At 62.9% G+C, this 17,002-nt stretch carries 11 protein-coding genes and 1 pseudogene; 6 read left to right on the top strand and 6 right to left on the bottom strand.

Annotation, left to right across the window (positions count from 1 at the left end; translation table 11 throughout):
- The first annotated feature begins 163 nt into the window (after window positions 1–163).
- The 5 genes from J3489_RS22050 (at window position 164) to J3489_RS22070 (ending at window position 7,466) form a co-directional block, all read left to right on the top strand.
- Complete coding sequence (locus J3489_RS22050; RefSeq protein ID WP_207001623.1) at window positions 164–886, top strand: response regulator; 723 nt, start codon at window positions 164–166, stop codon at window positions 884–886.
- The gene (locus J3489_RS22055) at window positions 886–4,338 is read left to right on the top strand and encodes an ATP-binding protein (protein WP_207001626.1); all 3,453 of its coding nucleotides are present in this window, start codon (window positions 886–888) and stop codon (window positions 4,336–4,338) included. The genes J3489_RS22050 and J3489_RS22055 overlap by 1 nt, the downstream gene beginning before the upstream one ends.
- Window positions 4,339–4,630: 292 nt before the next feature.
- Entirely contained in the window at window positions 4,631–5,386 is a 756-nt protein-coding gene (locus J3489_RS22060; RefSeq protein ID WP_207001628.1) for a fimbria/pilus periplasmic chaperone, read from the top strand.
- Window positions 5,387–5,916: 530 nt separating this feature from the next.
- Window positions 5,917–6,078 carry a hypothetical protein gene (locus J3489_RS22065; RefSeq protein ID WP_207001630.1) on the top strand — a complete coding sequence of 54 codons (162 nt, stop codon included), beginning with the start codon at window positions 5,917–5,919 and terminating at the stop codon, window positions 6,076–6,078.
- Between the two features lie 29 nt (window positions 6,079–6,107).
- A complete protein-coding gene (locus tag J3489_RS22070; protein WP_207001632.1) occupies window positions 6,108–7,466 on the top strand; it encodes a fimbrial protein in 1,359 nt (452 codons plus the stop codon).
- A gap of 42 nt (window positions 7,467–7,508) precedes the next feature.
- Here J3489_RS22070 and J3489_RS22075 read toward each other — a convergent pair whose 3' ends face one another.
- The 6 genes and pseudogenes from J3489_RS22075 to J3489_RS22100 form a co-directional block, all read right to left on the bottom strand.
- Window positions 7,509–8,045, bottom strand: coding sequence for a fimbrial protein (locus J3489_RS22075; RefSeq protein WP_207001634.1), 537 nt, complete (start codon window positions 8,043–8,045; stop codon window positions 7,509–7,511).
- Between the two features lie 43 nt (window positions 8,046–8,088).
- Window positions 8,089–8,934 (bottom strand): fimbrial protein, encoded by an 846-nt coding sequence (locus J3489_RS22080; protein WP_207001635.1) that lies wholly within the window; start codon window positions 8,932–8,934, stop codon window positions 8,089–8,091.
- Between the two features lie 389 nt (window positions 8,935–9,323).
- Window positions 9,324–9,572: a FimD/PapC C-terminal domain-containing protein gene (locus J3489_RS22085; protein WP_207001738.1), complete on the bottom strand. Its 249-nt coding sequence runs from the start codon at window positions 9,570–9,572 to the stop codon at window positions 9,324–9,326.
- 84 nt (window positions 9,573–9,656) lie between these two features.
- Window positions 9,657–11,781, bottom strand: a pseudogene (locus J3489_RS22090) (fimbria/pilus outer membrane usher protein); the annotation flags it as partial.
- A 4-nt stretch (window positions 11,782–11,785) separates the two neighbouring features.
- Window positions 11,786–12,595: a fimbrial biogenesis chaperone gene (locus J3489_RS22095; RefSeq protein ID WP_207001637.1), complete on the bottom strand. Its 810-nt coding sequence runs from the start codon at window positions 12,593–12,595 to the stop codon at window positions 11,786–11,788.
- A gap of 228 nt (window positions 12,596–12,823) precedes the next feature.
- On the bottom strand, window positions 12,824–13,393 hold the full coding sequence (locus J3489_RS22100; RefSeq protein ID WP_207001638.1) for a fimbrial protein: 570 nt from the start codon (window positions 13,391–13,393) through the stop codon (window positions 12,824–12,826).
- 398 nt (window positions 13,394–13,791) lie between these two features.
- On the opposite strand from J3489_RS22100, the gene J3489_RS22105 reads away from it, so the two are divergent.
- Window positions 13,792–16,848, top strand: a complete 3,057-nt coding sequence (locus J3489_RS22105) for a M12 family metallopeptidase (RefSeq protein ID WP_207001639.1) — start codon at window positions 13,792–13,794, stop codon at window positions 16,846–16,848.
- The last annotated feature ends 154 nt before the right edge of the window (window positions 16,849–17,002 follow it).

A 17,002-nucleotide genomic window follows, 5' to 3' on the forward strand; every position in this document is an offset into this window, starting at 1 on the left:
CTTTTCAACTCGTAATCGAATGCGCGCCCCGCCTTGGTCAACAGCGCTGCGATGCTCAATATCGAGATGGGGGCGGGTCAAATTCATTGAGATGGTTGATTTGTGAGATTATTCTCAAAATTTCGAGCTAACCGACCGCCGTCAGTACACACAAGAGTGATTCATGATCTCCCTTCAGCCCGCTTCCCCCGCACCCGATGACGATGCGCACGAGCCGGTGTTCCGTACCCGACGCTACAACGTCGTGGTGGCGGACGATCATCCCGTCGTGACACAAGGGCTGAGCAAGGTGCTGGAGCCTTTCGGCAACATTCATCTGGTGGCGGCGGCGACGTCGATCTCGCAGCTGGACGCGATCCTGGAGCGCTCTCCGGACACGATCGACGTGCTGATCTGCGACTACTCGTTCGACGACGATCCCAAGCCGGACGGTCTTCGTCTGATCGAGCGGCTGCGCCGTCAGTATCCCGAGATCAAGCTCGTCATGCTGACGGCCGTCGACGACATCGCTACCGTTCAGCAAACCATGAAGCATGGGGTGGTCGGCTTCCTGAGCAAATCGAGCAGCGATTTCTCGAAGCTCCCGACCGTCATCGAGGCGGTGATGCGCGGAGAGCGATTCGTCGACGCCGCCACTTCGAACCTCGTCGTCCGTCACATGTTCGAGAACCAGCAGGTCCTGTCGGCCGCGGCGTCGCTCTCGGAGCTCTCCGCGCGCGAACTGGAGGTCGTCCGGATGTTCGCCAAGGGCATGACGGTGTCGGAAATCGCCGACTCGCTGAACCGGAGCCTCAAAACCATCAGCACGCAGAAACGCAAGGCGATGAGGAAGCTTGGCGCACGCAACAACGTCGAACTGATCAATGCGGTCAAGCAGCTGACCTGATGCCGGTCGCGGCGATGCTGATGCGGGCCGTTCGCGGTGCGACGACAAGGCTGCATGCCGGAATCTCGCAGCCGGCGTCTGGCCGCTCGCCCGATTCGTCGAGCCGGTACGCGCGACGGCTCCTATACGGCGGCTCGGCGCTCCTGAGCGCGGCGATCGTCGGCATTGCGCTGTTCGGCGTCTATTTGCGCGCCGATCGCTTCATCGAGGAGCGCAAGCAGGTTTTCCAGGCGAAGCGGGATCTGGCGAAAGCCGAGGTCGATCGCTATCAGGCGCGTCTCAAGCAGACGGCCGAGGCCTACGAGACGATCTGGAACCTGCGGCAGGGCGACGCCGTGCCGGTCGAGCGCTACCGGCGCTTGCTGCAATATGGCCGAGGCGTGGCGGTGACGGATACCGATGTCACCGCCACGCCGTTTTCGATTCTGTCGACGCTCGATCACCCTCGTGACGAAGCGCAACTCGCGATGCTGTTGCGGGTGATCCGGGAGGTGTCGCCGTTCCCGCTGCTGCGCATCCGCGACATGGGCTATTTTCTCGGCGGCTTTACTTACAGTCCGGATGGGCGCTTCCTCGCGTCGGTGCCGCCGCTGCCCGGGACCATCATGCGCGATGCCCGGCGCGACGGCGTGGCGGCGCGGATCGCCGAACGCACCCGCCGCGTCGAGGCGGCGATGCGGCAGTATTCGGACGAGCAGCTGCGCGATCAGCGCGTCGTGTGGGTGCCGCTCTACGACGATCCCATGAGCCAGTCGCTGGTCACGCATTTCGCGAGCCCCATCTTCCATGACGGGAAGCGCGTCGCGGTGATCGTGGTCACGATTCCTTTCGCGAAATTCGAGCAGTTGTTTCAGAGCGCAGTCCACGAGCCGAATTTTTTCGTGATCTCGCGCGATCGGCGGCACATCTTCGGCCTCGACATGACGGACCCGCGCGAAGCGGAGTGGGCGCGCGCGGTGTCTTCCGCATCGCAGATCGTGCGCGAGGCCGGCGATACCTTGAAGGTTGCGCGTGAGCACGGCGTTTTCTACATCACGCAGAAAATCCCCGGGCCGGACTGGATCGCCGTTTATGTTTTCGACGGCTGGACCATCCTTAGGCATTTCCGCAAGGAACTGGCGATCGTCGCGGCGCTGCTGCTGGGGCTGCTGGGCGTCCAGTGGCTGCTGGTGGTGGCGTTCGACCGGAAAGTGCTCGTGCCGTTGCAGGCCAGGTCGCGCCGCGTCTACGAGAGCGAGGCGTTCAACCGGACTGTGGTCGAAACCGCGCCGGTCGGCCTGACCGTGCTCGATCCGACGCGCGCGGCGATCGTCATGCAGAACGACATCGCGCAGACGCTGGCCGGCGCGCGCGACGAGGACGCGGTCGATCTCTACGCGCGGATGTTCGGCGACATGCGGCAGACCGGCGAGGCCGTGCGCGGCGCGCCGACAAATGGCACGCGCAACGGCGAGCTGCGCCGCCTGGAAACGGCATCGGTCACGGCCGACGGACAAACGGTCTACCTGGCGGTCACGTCGTCCCACGCGCGCTATCAGGACAGCGACGTGGTGCTGTTCGCGCTGACGGACATCACCGACCGGAAGCGGGCCGAACGGCTGCTGCAGGACGCGCGACAGGCCGCCGACGAGGCGAATCGCGCCAAATCAATATTCCTCGCGACGATGAGCCACGAGATTCGTACGCCGCTGCACGGCGCGCTCGGCAATCTCGAACTGCTCGAACGCGAAAGCCTCACGGCGCCTCAGGTGGCGCGCGTCGCGACGATTCGCGGCGCATTCGACGCGCTGCTCGCGCTGATCAACGACATCCTCGACCTGTCGAAAGTCGAGGCGCGCGAACTCAAGGTGCAGTGCGAGACGATGCGCATCGACGCCTTGATCGAGCGCTGCGCGCAGACCTTCGCGCCGGTCATCCTCGCCAAAGGCCTGCGCTTTCTTTGCCTGATCGATCCGGCCTTGACGCAGCCGCGGATCGGCGACGCGCATCGGATCGCGCAGGTGTTGATGAACTTGCTGAGCAACGCCGCGAAATTCACCGAGACCGGGGCGATCGTGCTGCGGGCCGTGCCGGCGAGCGCAGAGCGCGTTCGCATCAGCGTGACCGATTCGGGGATCGGGATTCCGGAGGCCAGCCGGCAGACCCTCTTCGAGCCGTTCGCGCAGGCGGACGGCCGGATCGCGCGGCGCTTCGGCGGCACCGGGCTGGGGCTGTCGCTCTGCAAGAAGCTGGTCGACCTGATGGGCGGCTCGCTGTCGCTCGAAAGCGAAGAGGAGGTGGGCAGCATCTTCAGCGTCGAGCTGCCGCTCAAGCGGGCGGAAACGGAAGCCGCGCCCGCGACGGAATCGCAGCCTGCCGCTTATCCCCGCGTGGACGTGTGGTGCGAACAGGCGGCGTGGCGCGATATGCTCGTCCGCCAGATTTCGACCTGGTTTCCGACCGTCGACGTCGCGCCTTGCGACGATCCGGGCGGATCGCGTGAAGCCGGCGGCGGCGTCCTGCTGGTCGCGACGATGCCCGATGCGCTGCGCGACGTGGCGTGGGCCGCGGTGCGCAACCGATTCGCCGAAGTGCTGATCGTATCGCCCGACGGCCCGCTCTACCCGGAGTGGCGCGACGACGGCGCGTTGCACGTCACGGGGCTGAGCGCCGCCGCACTGCGCCGCGCGCTCGACGCATGCGGACGGCCGCGCGAAACGTTGGGCGGGGTGCAGGGGCCGGGAGAATCTGCGGAGCGCGCGTCTCACGATGCCGCCATTCTGATCGCGGAAGACGACCCGACCAGCCGGATCCTGCTCGTGCAGCAACTTCGCGCGCTCGGCTACGAGCGGGTCGACAGCGTGGCGAACGGCAGCGACGCGCTCGAACGGTGCCGAGCGAAGCGCTACGGCCTTGTCATCACCGATCTGGGCATGCCGGTCATGGATGGCATGACGTTGCTGAAGAAACTGCAGCGCGCGGGCATCGAGGTGCCGGTGGTGGTCAACAGTGCGAACACCAGCGAGGATCTGCGCGCGGCGGAGGCGGGATTTTTCGCGGTGCTGCACAAGCCGGTCGCGCTGGAGCGGCTGCGCGACGTACTCGGTGCCGCGTTGGGAGAACGTCCCGCGCGCGACGCCGGGGCGGGCGCGGCCGGACCGGCCGCGCCTCACATCGATGCCGATCTGCTGCAGACGTTCCTCTCGACCTGGCGCGACGACCACGACGTGCTGCAGCGCGCCGCGGCGGCCGGCGATGTGCGGAGGTTGATGCGGCGCCTGCACCGCGTGAAGGGCGCGTTGGGGGTGGTCGGGGAAGACGAGGCGGCGCGCCTGTGCGGCGAATTGCACGATCGCGCCGGTTCGCTCGGACTCGATGCCGTGCGGGCGGATCTGCCGCGTTTCTGGGAAGCGATGCAGGATGTCGAACGCCGATGCGGCGCGGCACTCGAGGCGATGACCGCCGCCCGCTGACGGGTTGCCCTCCTTCCTCTCTTTGCATCCTGCTCTTTCTTCGATCGCGCGTCGCTCCGGCGGGCGCGCGCCATTCGGGCGGACATCTTTCTCTTGGAAGAATAGGGCGAATCCTATTCGAAAATGCAGGCTGTGCTGATGTGTAGCTGTGCGTCGAATGGAGAGAATTCCTGCAGCTTCACGATCGGAATTCAGCCGACGCGGGCGCGCACAAGGTTGCGCGCTGCGGATGTGAAGCGGGGAGCCGTCTAATGACAGGCGGCTCGGAATTCAATTTCCGGGAATCTCTGCCGTGGCCGCATCGCTTCGTTCTCTCGCGCTGGAAATATGCCTGCTTGCCGGCCTGCTCGCGACATCCGGCGCGCGTGCGGCGAGCGTCACGCTGCAAAGCCCACTTCCCACTGTCGACGAAACGAACGGCGAACAAGCCATCGAGCTCGGCAATCGGACCCAGACCCCGATGCTGCTGCATTTCAGCATTCAGAACCCGGCCGGCGACGACGAGCGGATCGTAGTGGTCACGCCGTCGAGCGCACGCATCGAGCCGGGCCAGACGCAGCCGGTTCGCCTGATTCTGTCTCCCGGCGCCGAGCTCAGGACCGAGCGGCTGCGCTATCTCGTGATCGATACCTCGCAGCGCGGATCGACGAAGCTGCGCCCCGCTTCGACCCGGCAGCGGGTTCCCGTCGTCGTCCATCCGGCTCGGCTGGGACGGGCCGCCGCACCGTGGCTCGGTCTGCGCTGGCGCATGTCGGGCGGTCGCCTCAAGGCGGTGAACGACAGCGGGTACGTCGTGATGCTCCAGCCCAGGGTGCGCCTGTTGCCGTCCGGAATCGAACTCCCGCTGTCCGCTTCCTTTGTCCTTCCCGGCGACGCGATCGAGACCACGCGCGCCTCGCCCCAGACGATGAATGCGGACAGTGGCATCGGCGTTTTCCCGGTCTGCGGCGACTGCTTGCCGGACTTGCTGTCGAGCATGGAAATCATGAGGCTGACGGATGCCGGGCGGCGCAAGGCGGGAAAGGGAGGGCGGCTCGCGTCGAAATGAGCGGCGCGAGCGTATCGCGTGCCGGCTGGCGTGCTGGAATGTCGATGTCGTTGATCTGCATCGATTTTAGGTAGGAATACGAATAACTTAAGTGATGAGATCGATTCCTGCCGGGAAGTTCGGTCTGCGTTGAATTTCCATCGAATCGGAGAACTCCGATTCGATATTCGGCTGAAATCCGACACGCTTGCTGTGTATCTGTTTCAGAGTATTCCTTTCCATGACGACATATCTCGCCATTCCCGATCCGAATCCCAGTCGAATTCACCTGCAACCGGCAAAGCCGATTCAGATTCGCTTGAAGTTCATGGGCTTCGATCGGAAATCGCGCAAGAATCGACGCTCGAAACCGCGTACCTATCCATCACGTAAAACGGTTCCGCGTCCCGCCTCGATTGAGCGAGCGATCTCGTACGGCACGGTTTCGACACATCCATGCGCGCCTGGACATGTTCCCGCGCGTCCCGCGACTTGCGATGCCGCCGATTTCGTCGATCCGATGCGGCTACGCACCCATCGAAGAACCTCTAATGACCATGCCGTTAGCGCTTCCCGCCGAATGGCGCCATTGGCTGACCGTCGGCATCACCAGAGGAAGCGATCCATGCGAACTCGCCGGCACGCTGGTCATCTATGGCTTTTCCCCTGCAGTGGTCGTGACGCCGGGCGTGGTGAACGCAGCGTCATGGTGAATGTTTCGTATAACTGACCGGTATAGCGCATGCGAGTAAGCCGATTCAATTTCGTTGAAGTTTTTCTGGTTTTTTCGTTTCTATTTTTTTGTCATCCGGCAATTGCCAAGAACCCCTGCACGTCATGGATTCAGACGAATTTCTCTCCGCCTCAAAATGTTTATGTTAAGGCGGATGCCTCTATCGGGGATGTGATCGCACGTACTACTGCGACGATCGCAATACGTTGTACGGCGACAGTGTCGCGGACAACAACATCGGTGGGTAATTTTAATGTCTATGCTGACCCCGCGCTTTCATGGGAGGGCAGTGCTGATTGGGGCAGTTCGATCGTAGGCGCGGGTCAGACTATCTATATAACGGTAACGGCTGCGTTGACAGTCAAAAGAAAAATTGATGAAAATCAGGAAGTGCCTCTCGCTGGCGGGTTGGTTATGTGGACCGGAACCAACGGCGGCGCGGCTCGTATAACGTTCTCCCCTGCGAGTGTAAAAACACAAGTTACCATCGAAAAACCAAAACCCGCGGCATGTGAGCTTTCGGCAGCTCAACTAATAAAATATATCGATATTGGAAATCTATCTGTGCCGTCCGATACTGTCGTCGGAGCGGTGCTCAAAACGATTCCTATTGACATGTCGAGTGGAAAGGTCGTGACAGGGTGTCCGGCCAATACGGTGTTAAGGAAAGCGGCCTCTCGCAGTACTGTAAGCGGGCAAAGCAACGTATACGATACCGGGATTGCCGGGGTCGGTTATCGATTGTCAGATAGCAGCACGATCTATACCAATCCCGCTGCGTCGAACACGCTTTCCGGCAGTGGCGATTTTCAATGGAACGGTGGCTCGCTGACCTTGACGCTGATAAAAACCGGTGCGATTTCGCCAGGCAGCTTCCCGGCCGTAGAATACGGCCGGATCAGCTACAACGACGTGACGCCGTTCCTGTTCACTGTCCGATCGGGCGGGAAGGTCAGCTTGCCAACCTGCAGCATGTCGGGGCCGGGAACGGTGAATCTGGGGAACGTCGCTGCATCCATGTTCACCGGGGTGGGCACGACGTCCGCCAAGGTGAGTGCGAAGCTGGGCTTCGCCAATTGCGACAGCAGTCTGGCCGGCGTGACGTTCGCGCTTTCCGGTACCGCGGATACCGACAATGTCGCCTTGTTCGCCCTCAGTACCGCCAGTACGGCAAAAGGCATCGCCATCGAACTGCTCGACGCGGGCGGCAATGGCGTAGTGCCGAAAGGCGCGGTCAAGTGGGACACGGCGACCACGAATGCGCAGTCCAACGGTTATACGTTCCAGGTGCGCTACAAGCAGACGCGGCCAAGCGTGACACCGGGCACGGCGAACGGTGCGATCACGGTCAATGCCGTCTATCGATAAATCTGAATTCGGGCGCCCCGCTAGCGCGGGACCTCGTCCTTTCTATTTGTACGCGATATCCATCGTGATCGTCGCATTGGCCTTGCCCGGTCGGACGTTCGCCAGCGTTTGCTTGTAGCGCGCCGTGAATTTGAAGGTCCGGTTCGCGTCGTTGTTCGCGATCGGGTAATCGGCGTTCGAGTTGGGTTTGATCGTCGCGGACGTATCGCTCCTCAACAATTCGATGCCGACGCCAGCCGCGGTGTTGGGGCCGGCCGCTTCGCCGAGCTGGAACAGAGCGGCGTTGTCGGGATCGGCCGTGCCGCTCACCGTGAACGTGATCATGTTCTGATGGGCGCCGCATTTCGTCAGCGTGACCGCGAACTCCTTGTCGGCGGTCGTCGTGCCGACGGCGGTGAACTGGTCCGCGGCAATGCTGCCCAGCGACACGGTTTGATTCGCGCTGCCCGGATCGATCGTGCAGGTCGATGCGGTGATCGTGCCGGCGACGTTGATCGTCACGCTGTCAGCGTGGGCGGATTGCGCGCCCGCCAGAAGCCAGACCGCGGGAACGACGGCGCGAGCGAAAATCTGTTTCATCGTTGCTGCATCCAGTGCGTTCATTTGTCGGGAGTCCAATTCGTTATCGATAGCCGATGTTGATGGTGACGGCGCCGTTCGCCGTGCCGGGGGCGACCACGTTCTGCGTCTGCTTGTAGCGCACCTTGAACGCGTAGCCGGTGCCCTGTGCGCCGGATTGGGTGGTGGTCCAGTCGACCGTGCCATTCGGCGGGACGTTGGCGCCGTCCTTGTCCAGCAGCTCGATGCCGACGCCCTTTGCGGTGCTGTCGCCGCTGAGCGCGAACAGCGTGGCGTCGTTGCCGTCGACGTTGCCGGAGGCGGCGAATGCGATGCTGGCGAGCGCGCTGTTGCAGCCGGTGAAGGCGATCTTTGCGTCCATTGCGCTCGATGTGGTGCCGATGCGGTTGAAGGTCGACGCGGAGATGTTCCCGAGCTTGACTGTGAGCGGCCCGGTGGCGGTGCAAGTGGGGGTCTTGATTGCGCCGGAGACAACTTCGAAGCTTGCCGCTACCACATCGGCATAGCCGACCGGCGTCCTGAAATTCAGATATCCATATTGGCCAGTCGTCAAACTTCCCCCGGTGACCGAGCCTGTTTTGATCAGGGAGAATTCGATGTCTCCGCCATACCAGTAATAGCTGTCGCTGAATCCTCCGCTCTTCGTGTCCGATGTGAACGATTCGCCATTCGAACTATTCGTGAACCGGATCTTGTAGCCGACGCCAGCCAGGTTGGTGCTGTAGACGTCGGAGTATCCCGGTACCAAAGCACCTGTTGTCGTTCTCGACCATAAATAGGTTGTCGCCGGGCAATCCGTGACTATATCCCCTACGCCAGGTAACGTCACACTGACCGTTTTCAATGTCGAACCGATCGCAGCGTCCGATGGGACCGATACGCTGCCCACGTCGATGCTCCGTTTGGTTGCCGTCCACGATGAAGTCAAACTGCAGTTGCTCGGCGGCGGTGTCGAGAATGAAAAATCGTAACTCGACATAATGTCATTGAAATCCCACGGCGAGAGAGACTCGAGATCTCTATTTATCGTTAACGATCTCCCGCCTCGATCGAAGTGCTCGTATATTACGAGTTTTACACGCCAAGAGGAAACTTTTATAGAACTGACTTCGTCATTATATGACGCTGGAACATTATAGAATCCAGTGGAATATTGGCAAAAAAGCAAATCTTGGTAATATATATCTCTATAAAAACATGCCCATTCGGATGACCACGCGGAAGGGGTGATTCCTATCAATAAAATTGCTGATGGAATTATGTTAATTTTAAATAATTTCATTGTGAGCACATTCCGTCAAGCATTCTATAACCCGCGATTTCAGACGCAATGGACATATCGAAATGCACATGGCACGTTTGCTCCACATTGCTTCCCCATTTGACGGCCAGTGTTCCCTTTTCCGGCAATCCGGCTGCATAAGCCTGTCCCTCCGGACCGACGACACCGACTTCGCTCCCGTCCTCATCCTGAATGATCGCGCCGAACGGCACTGCCTTACCTTCTGCATTCCTTAAAGTCATCATCAACCGGTTCCCCACCTTGCTCTCGAAGCGCAGCAGCGCCACCGCGCCGCGCGTCGGCACGATCTCCTGCGCGGCCAGGGACACCTCGGCGTTCTGCTGCAGATCCGTGGTATTGAGCGCGATCCGGTTGAGCCGATACGGCGTGATATTCGGAATCACCGCGTTGCCTTTGCCGTCGGTGCGCACGCCGCCGTGACCTTCGAACCCTGCGCCCTTGACGCCCGGCACGTTGACGAGCGCGATCGTCTCGCCGAGCGGCTGCGAGAGCGTCAGTCCGAGCGTCGACGCCACCATGCCGCCCGACATGCCGAACGTCGTCTGCCCGTAGCCACGGCCCTGCGAGCGCCCGGCATCGAAGCGCCCGAACGAGCCCGAGTAGCTGGCCGATGCGTTGCCGCTCAGACCCGCGCGATCCGCATGATTGACCGACATGCTGTAGCCGAGGCGCTGATCGCTCAGCACGCTGCCGGATTGTGACGCCGTAGCTGGCGTAGGCGCTCCTGCCGAGCGGAATCGACACGCTGACGCCGACCTGCCGGTCGACCTGCCCGCCCGTGACGGCGCTCTGGTTGTACGTGAGGTTGTAGTTGAACTGCTTGTAGCCGCCCGAGTAGCCGAACTGGATCAGCTTGTCCTGCTGATCGGTGCCCCAGTAGCTCTGCAGGCCGACCGTCGCGTACAGCGAACCGAAATTGCCGAGCCGCTGCGAGATCGAGCCTTCGATCTTGCTTTTCTTGTTATGGAACGGCACGCCCGCGTCGTCGGCCTGCATCTGCGCGGCTTCCTGGAACGTCCGGAAGCCGCTCGACGAATAGCGGTACCCGAGCACCCGAAAATCCGTGCCGACCTGAGCGAGCGACTTCGCGTAAAGCAGGCGCAGCGAGTGGCCCTGAAGCCTGCCGCCGGGCGTACCGGTCCGCGCGAGCGTCACGTCGCCGGACACGGCGCCGAGGCCGGCCAGGTTCACGCCGACGCCGAACAGGATCGACTGATATCGGCTTGCACCCAGCACGCCGCCGTAGAGCGTCGTCGACGAGTTCGCGCCGTAGCTGACGGTGCCGCGCAGGAACGCCGGCCTGGCCGCGCTGTTGCCGCTCCGATATTGGCCGGCCGTGGCCGAGAAACGCCACGCGCCTTCGCGCACCATCGTCGGCAGCGCGGCGTACGGCCTCACGAAGCGCGTGACTTGGCCGTCCGCTTCGGCGATCGAGACTTCGAGATCGCCGCTGCCGCCGGTCGGGTAGAGATCGTCGATCACGAACGGACCCGGCGCGACGAACGTGCTGTAGATCACATAGCCGTTCTGCCTGACCGTGACTTCCGCGTTCGTGCGCGCGACGCCGTACAGCGTCGGTGCGTAGCCCTGCTGGCTGTCGGGCAGCATGGAGGCGTCGGAGCCGATCTGCACGCCGCGAAACTGCATGCCTTCGAAGAGGTCGCCGGGCGTCGCGCTGTCGCCGATCTCGAGCCGCGCATCGACCGACGGCAGGTTGCGCTCCAGATAGGTCGCGATCGGCTGCCATTCGTCCTTCTGGCTGCTGCCGCCGCTGTAGCTGGAACTGTGCCGCAACCGCCAGTCGCCGACGTTGACGCCGCCGCGCAACCCGACATAGCGCGATTGCTGCGCCGGCCGGCCGCTGTTCGCGTCCTGCCGGGCCAGATTGACCTGGTAGTTCAGATGGCCGGCGGTGATGCCGTTCGTCCAGCGATCGGGCGTCACCGCGCCGCGCGCGACGCGCTTGAGCGCCGCTTGCGGAATGGAAAGCACGAGGCGCTGGTTGCTGACGTCGAAATCGACCTTCGCTTGGGGAATCACGGCGGCCACGTCGATGCACGCGTCGGCCTCGGCGCCGGCGATCGACGGAAACGCCGCGACGTTGACGCCCCATGCATCGAGCTTCTCGCGTGTCAGGCACGGTTTGGCATCCGCGTTGGCTTCCGTCGCCTCGAACTTGATGTCTTCGCGGCCGACGGATCGCTCGCCGACGAATACGTCCGCGCGAAACAGTCCGGGCAGCACACGATTGCCGTAGGCGAACTGGGAAATATCCGCGCGTTGCGACGCATCCCCGCTGATTTCCAGAAAGGCGTCGTTGAATTCGGCCGCCGGTGCGTCGTCCGCCCACGCGCGAGCCGGCGCCAGCGCGCCGTAGAGCGCGACTTGCAGCAGGCGGCGGCCGAAGCGCGCGATTCGGGGGCGACGCGGCATCGGCTTAGCGTCGAGGCGTGATCGCGGGCGCGCCGTTCGTATCGGCACTGCCCATACGGACCTGAACGGCGGGTGCGCCGGCGGCCGGTTTCGACACGGGTTCGGAAATGCCGCCGTAGTCGTTGACGGTCGTATACGAGACCGTCAGCGGCGTGCCCGATGCGCGCACGTTCAGCGGGAGGCTGACGTGGTCGAGCGGCGGCACCATGTCGGCATCCTTGATTTCCGCCGGTTGCGCGCCTTCGACGGTCAGCCGCGCGAATGTCACGTGGTACGGCGTCGGGTTGTCGACGCGCAATGCGTTGCCGCCGCCTTGCGCGGGCACGATCGACCAGACGAGCTGCGCCGGTGCCTGATCGGCGCTGCCCTTCAGGCCGGCCGGCCGGTAGAACAGCTTGATCTGGGAGCGCACCGCGAACTGCAGCACGTTTTCGTCGGTGTTCGGCTTGGCGGGAATTTCCTTGACGTTGAGCCGCGTCACGGATTCGCGATCCTTAGGCAGGTCGACGCCGGCAGGCAGGATGCGCAGCAACGTTTCCTTGCCGGCGTCGAGGCGCGCGAGCGGCGGCGTGACGAAGAAGGCCGGCTTGCCGCTGGGTTGGTTGTCCACCCACGACTGGATCAGGAACGGCGCGTCGCCCGTGTTCTTGACGGACAGCGACGCCTCGCGCGCGTCGCCGGGGAAAACGACGCGCGTGCCGCCGAGCACGGCGCCGGCGTTCGCGTCGGCCGCCGTGGCGACGGCCGCGACGGCGGTGAGCGCGCAGATCGCGGGACGCAGCCGGGCGCGCCTCGGGAGGAGGGAAGTCAACATGGTGGTTCGGTATCCTTGATGAGGTCGAGGCCGACGCATCGCCTGGACCGGAACGAGCGCATCCGCCGGGCGCGCTGCGAGGCGGCCCGTAGCCGGATGCTTGACGAAGGCGCGACGGAGACGAAACGAACGCGAAGGGCCGCATTCGGCCGCGAGGCCGGCAAGAGCGGGACCGGCCGGGTCCCGCTTGCCGGGTGCGAGACGAAGACGCGTCGGTGCCGACGCGAGTTACTTGTACTGCAGGTTGAACTCGGCCGTGCCGTTGGCCTGGCCGGCCTGCACCGCGGTGGCGCCGCTCTGGTCTCCGGTGGCCACGTAGGCCGCCTGCAGCTTGATCGAATTGCTGCCGGGAACGAGCTCGAAATCGCTGTTGCCGTTGATCGCGACGACCTTGCCCTGCTGGTCGCGCAGCTGAATGGCGACGCCCTTCGCCGAAGTGTTGCTGGACGCGTTCGTCAGCCCGAGCGCCGTATTGTCGGTCGTGTCGGCCGCGCCGTTGAAGGTCACGGTGGCGGTCGAGAAGCTGAAGTCCTTGCCGGATGCGTCCTTGCCGGACAGGATGCAGTCCGCAAGATTGATTTCGAACGGAACCGGCGCGGAGATATCGCCCTTGTTCTTGAACGAACGGGCGTTCACCGAGCCCATCGAGACCTGCTGGTTCTGGCTCTGCGGGGCGATCGAGCACGTGGCGTTGGTCACCTCGCCATTGAAGTTGACCGTTCCGTTGGCTGCGAATGCCGATGCGGACAAGGTACCGGTCAGCAGTGCAATCGGCAGGAGTACAGACTGCTTGTTCATGGATTTATCCTATTTCAGGTAAGAGATTGACGTCGTGCGTCCCGGCGATTCACGCGGCTCGGCGATGGTGAAGATAAGCCGAAGTCGTGTTCCATATCTGCAATGGACGCGCAGCTATTTTTGCTGCTCGAAGGTGGCCTGAAAATAGGATATTGGGAGATATTTCCGGGCGCAGATTCTTATTTTTTATGCGAAATGGGCTTTCGCGGCCGTCGGGGGCGGGTTTCCGGGCCGGGGGATGCTGGCGGCGACGCTCAATGTCCCGCCGGCGGTTTCAAATACTCTTGAAATTCATAGGTGCAGGCAGGTGCTTGCGTAAGAATCGGTGCCACGAAATTGTGTGCGCGCTGTTCGCGTGTCAATCAGACCAACCCTGTTGATCACCACCTATGATGAAAATGAAACGCTTGAGTGCGATTGCCGCGTTGATGCTGTCCGGAACCGCACTGCTCAATGCGGGCGTCCACGCCCAGCAATGGGACACCAGCATTCCCGCGAGCTTTTCCGGCCTCGCCGCACTGAAGTTCGACGCCGCGTCGTCGCTGCCCGCGGGCATGGACCCTGCCGCCGTGAAATACACCTGGAGCGTGCCGGAGGGCTGGGCGCACGGCGCGCTCGACGGCGCTTCGCTGACGATCTGGGCGCCCGATGCGACGTACGATGCGACGGGAACCGTCAAAGTCGAAATTTCCGATGGTTCGCAGTCCGTCGAGATGTCGAGCGACGTGATCGGCAACGCAGCGTTCGCCGCCATCGAGAATGGCGCGAATCCCGATGCCGCTTCGCAGCTGACGGGAACGGTGCTGAAGCGAACGAACGCGGTGCGTCCCAAAGTCGTCTCGCTGTCGCTGTTCGATCCCGTCAGCGGCGAGCGCCAGTCCGTCCAGGCGCTTCAGGAAAACGGCAAAGTGATGCTCGACGGCGATATCGTGCTGGCCGACGGCGAGAAGGCCAACGAACGAGCGGCTCAGCGGGTCAACGCGCAGTTTTGGCCGAATGGCGTGGTGCCGTATGAGCTCGACCCGGAATTTCCCGCACAAGCCGTGGCGATCATCAAGGCGGCGATTCTCGAATTCAACGCCGAGACGCCGATTCGCTTCGTACCGCGCACGTCGTCGGACGAGAACTTCGTCTATTTCCGTTTCAGGGCGGCAAAGGGATGCTGGTCGAGTCTTGGCATGGTAGGCGGCAGGCAGGACATCCATCTCGCACAAGGCTGCGCAGTCAAGGGCACGGTCATGCACGAGATGATGCATGCCGTTGGCTTCATGCACGAGCAGAAACGTCCGGACCGCGACAACCACGTTACGGTGAATTTGGATAACGTTTCCGGAGGTCATGAGAATAACTTCGCCATCGTGTCGAATGCATCGAGCGTGTTGCACGGCGACTACGACTACGGCTCGATACTTCACTACGGGCGATACGCGTTTTCAAAAAACAACAAACCGACGATCGACGCGCCGAAAGGAATCGAGATCGGGCAGCGGAGAGGCTTCAGCGAACTGGACAAAGCTGCCATCGCTCACGCCTATCAAATCGCGACGAACCATGCACCGACCGCGAAGCTGACGGGGCCGTCCGAAGCGCAGCCGAATGCGCGCGTCACGCTGGATGCGTCGCAATCGTTCGACCCCGAAGGCGACGCGCTCAGCTATGAGTGGAGGGCGCCGCAAGGCGTCGTGCTCGCTTCCGACGGCCCCAGGGCGACGTTCACCGCCCCCGCCGCAATCGAAGACACCCCGCTGACATTCGAGGTCAAAGTGGGCGACGGCGGCAAATTTGCGACCGCCAAGCATACGGTGAAGGTCAAGGCGGCGCTGCCGACAGTCTCGTTAAACGTGCCGGAGACGGTCTACTCCGGCGAAAGCTTGGACGTGAGTGCGAAAGCCCATTCGCCGGCAGGCGCGACGCTGAAATACACCTGGACGAGAACGAATCCGCTGTTCAGCGGGAGTGTGGGCGACAGCGCGGCCGGCAGCTATGCGGTCGATCAGGTCGACGAGGACACGCAGGGCAGGATCACGGCGACCGTTTCCGACGGCAAGAACCAAGTCAAGGCGGAGAAGTATGTGACCGTCAAGCCGGGGGTAGTGGCAGCGTTGAGCGTCGCAGACAGCGCAGTCCCGGGCGGGCGACTCGAAGTCGGTGTCGATGCGCAGTCACAGTTGGGGCTGCCGTTGACCTATAAATGGTCGTACTCCAATTCGGCTTTCAGCGGCACCGTCGGAAACAACCCAAGCGGGACCTACACCGTGAAGAGGCTCGAAGAGGACACGACGTCAACCATTTCCGTCACGGTATCGGACGGGGTGCGGAGCGTGAAGCGCAGCCAGAAAGTCACGGTGCCCGCGTATGTCAACCAGGCGCCGGACGGGCAGTTGAAGGCGCCGGCGAGCGTGAAAGCCGGTGAGTCGTTCCAGGTGGACGCGAGCTTCACCGATCCGGAGAAGGACACGCTCGCCTACGAATGGACCGTTCCGGCCGGGTTCAAGGGCACGCCGTCGAATTCGCCCACGCTGACGCTGGTCGCGCCCTCGGTCAAGGAGGACACGAAAGCCAAGATCGAGGTCATGGTGTCGGACGGCAAGAATCAAGTGCGCAAGAGCATCGATGTCGAGGTGGTGGCGCCCGTCAACCAAGCGCCAACAGCGCGGTTGACGGGGCCGACAGAAGCCCGGCCGAATGCAAGCGTCGCGCTGGATGCGTCGCAATCGTTCGACCCCGAGGGCGACGCGCTCAACTACACGTGGACGGCGCCGGAAGGCGTCGTGCTCGAGTCCGACGGCGCCAAGGCGACGTTCACCGCACCGGCGCTCGTCGAAGACAAGTCGTACCCGTTCGAGGTGAAGGTGGATGACGGCGCCAAATCGTCGACCGCCAAGCATTCGGTGACGGTCAAGGCGGCGCTGCCGGAAGTTTCGTTACACGTGCCGGCGACGGTCTACTCCGGCGACAGCTTGCAGGTGCGTGCGGAAACCCGTTCGCCGACGGGCAAGGCGCTGAAATACAGCTGGTCGAGAACGCAACCGCTGTTCGTCGGGACGGTGGGCAACAGCGCGGCCGGCAGCTATGCGGTCGGTGAGGTCGACAAGGAGACGGAGGGCAGGATCACGGTGCGCGTTTCCGACGGCAAGAACGAAGTCACTGAGATGAAGTATGTGACCGTCAAGCCGGTGCTGGAGGCGGAGTTGAGCGTCGCGGACAGCGCAGTGCCGGGCGGGCGGCTCGAAGTCCGCGCCGATGCACGGTCGGCGAATGGGTTGCCGTTGACCTATAAATGGGGGCGCCCCGATTCGATGTTCAGCGGCTCGGTCGGAAACAACGCAAGCGGGGCCTACACCGTGAAGAAGGTCGAAAAGGACACGACGGCAACCATTTCCGTCACGGTATCGGACGGCGTGCGGGAACTGAAGCGCAGCCAGAAAGTCAAGGTGCCCGCGTATGTCAACTAGGCGCCGGATGGGCAGTTGAACGGCGCCGGTCAAGGCATGCCGCGATCGGCTCGTGGGCTGTGAAGGCGATTTGCACGGCGGCGTCCGTATGGATCGCCCCCGCAGCTCATGAATGATCCTGTAATCAGGATAACGACACGAATTCAGATTCGGT

It is taken from the genome of Trinickia mobilis (assembly GCF_017315705.1).
Lineage (GTDB): Bacteria > Pseudomonadota > Gammaproteobacteria > Burkholderiales > Burkholderiaceae > Trinickia_A > Trinickia_A mobilis.